This is a genomic window from Mariniflexile maritimum, assembly GCF_009746565.1.
In the GTDB taxonomy this organism is placed as follows: domain Bacteria; phylum Bacteroidota; class Bacteroidia; order Flavobacteriales; family Flavobacteriaceae; genus Mariniflexile; species Mariniflexile maritimum.
Genome location: NZ_WRPN01000028.1, coordinates 1 through 2196, shown reverse-complemented (window position 1 = coordinate 2196; position 2196 = coordinate 1). Strand labels below are relative to the sequence as shown.

Sequence of the window (2196 nt, the reverse complement as noted above, 5' to 3'; positions counted from 1 at the left end):
TTTTGAAAAGAAAAAACAGCAAGAACCAAAAGCTCTTGCTGCGCAGGATAGCATTATGATTTAGCATAAGTGCTTCCTATAATTTTTAGTTAATTTATTAGGTTTTTAACACAGTACCTATGATTTCGTTGCGTGAAAATCCGCGAGGATTTTCCGCCATAAACCGAAGATAGCAAAATTGCGAGGACTTTCCGAGAGGAAAGTCGGAAGCAATGAACTATAGCCGGTGTTGTAAAACGTTATTTTTTAGTTTTTAATAGTTCAGCTAACTTTTTCGCCATTTCAGGATTATTAATTAATCTTTCTGTTTCCCCTTCCAAAGTCATAAATTTATAGTTTGTTTTAAAGTTTTTATTTTGTAAATATTGCTTAATAAAAAAATCTGAAATTGGAATATGTGGTTTTTCAAGGTTTAATAACATTATCAAAAAAATCAGTAGATTAATATGTTCTTCCTTATCTTGAGAAGAAACTTGCATAAAAGTAGCGTCTGCAAATAAGAGTTTTTGAGGTTCCGATAGCATTTTATAATATGAAGTGTGTTTGAAATGAGGACAATAAAATAAAACACCATTTTCTATTGAGAAAATAATATCTGGAAGCTCATCTTTTTTTAACTCCTCTGCTTTTACTTTATGTCTAAAGTGCTCTATTATTTTATTAAAGTCAGCAGATTTCTTTGAAAAAAGTACAGCTGGAATCTTATCAAAATAGGCTGGTTTTTCTACATTGCCTAAAATTTTAAGATTCAATCTATCTACTTTTCTATTAAGGTTTTTAATAGACTTTATTTGTTTTGTGCTACGAACAAATTCTGAAGTTTTAGAAAGAGATGTTATGTCAGGTTTTACTTCGATAGCGCAAAATACTCCTTCTGCAAGAATAACTTCTCTTTTTGGCGTTATCAGATTTGGGTGATTTGGAGCTAAAACAACACAGTCAATATTGGCACTTTCACTATCTAATGAGTATATCTTCCCCTTTTTTACACGATAATCATTTGTTAGGTAACTTTGTATAAATTCATTTACCGATATTTCTTTTGAATCACCAGTATTTGTTCTGTCTCCTTTAAATATTTCTACAGTAGGTTCGTATATAATTTGTATTGACCTTAAATTTTCTATTATACTTCCAATAACTGCGTTCATATTTTTTTCATAATGTTTTACAACGGTTTGCAGCTACACGCAGGCAGGGATTTTTACCACTTTCCTGTCCTACGAAGCACAAAACCCCTGCTTGCGTGTAGGTGCTGTTATAGGCATACCTTTTAATTTGAATAAAGTCTAAATTCTTCTATGTCGTGGTATCCATAAATTTCAATTTCTGGGTGGTCATTCACAAGCTTACGAATTTTGTCAAGTGTCAATACTCTTAAATTATTGTCGTCTGCTCTTATTTTAGCCAATTCATTTACAGGGTGCGTGTCGTCCGTAAGTTCTACTCGCATATAATATGCGTCTGCAACATAGAACAGCCATTTGTCGTTCACTTTTAAGGCAACACCGCAATGTCCCAATGTGTGTCCAAAAAGCGGAATAAGAAAAATCTCTGTTTCAATGTCGGCACTAATTTTCCGTGCTTCAAATCCAAACCAATCAAAGTCAGACTTTCCATAGGTTTTAATGGTTGGATTATGTGCCAAAGGAAGTTTCAAATATCTTTGATTGTCCGAATTAAAATTGTCAAGTTCTTCAACGCTAACGTGGACTGTCGCTTTGGGAAAGTCAGCAAGTCCGCCAATATGGTCGTTGTCCAAGTGTGAAATGATACAGTCCGTTACATTTTTCGGGTCAAGTCCTAAATTTTCAATTTGTCGTACCATAGTTTGGTTTTCGTCAAAACGATAACCTACAATACCAATAAGTTGCTGTCCTATTCTTTCAGTTGGATTTAGAGTGTCCAAAAGTCCAATGCCTGTGTCTATCAAAATATGTTTATCATTTTCCTTAATTAACAAGCAATGTCCGCAAACATTGTCGTTGATTGGCGAAACGATTTTAACGCAGTTTAAATGATGTATTTCTGTCATATTTTTCTGTTGTTACGCTGTTTTTTTCAAGGTTGCCTATAACGGTCTCGTATAACCGTCAGTTACGGTTTTAAAGTTAATGATTTTCGGTTAAGAACTGGCGTTAGCAATTCCGAGTGGATTCGGACGTAGTCGAATCCGCCGTAATTGCGGTTATACAA

At 34.0% G+C, this 2196-nt stretch carries 2 protein-coding genes; both read right to left on the bottom strand.

Annotation, left to right across the window (positions count from 1 at the left end):
• Positions 1-239: 239 nt before the first annotated feature.
• Positions 240-1151: a DUF6602 domain-containing protein gene (locus GQO80_RS15625; protein ID WP_157209291.1), complete on the bottom strand. Its 912-nt coding sequence runs from the start codon at positions 1149-1151 to the stop codon at positions 240-242.
• A gap of 122 nt (positions 1152-1273) precedes the next feature.
• The gene (locus tag GQO80_RS15620; protein WP_157209290.1) at positions 1274-2035 is read right to left on the bottom strand and encodes an MBL fold metallo-hydrolase; all 762 of its coding nucleotides are present in this window, start codon (positions 2033-2035) and stop codon (positions 1274-1276) included.
• Positions 2036-2196 lie beyond the last annotated feature (161 nt).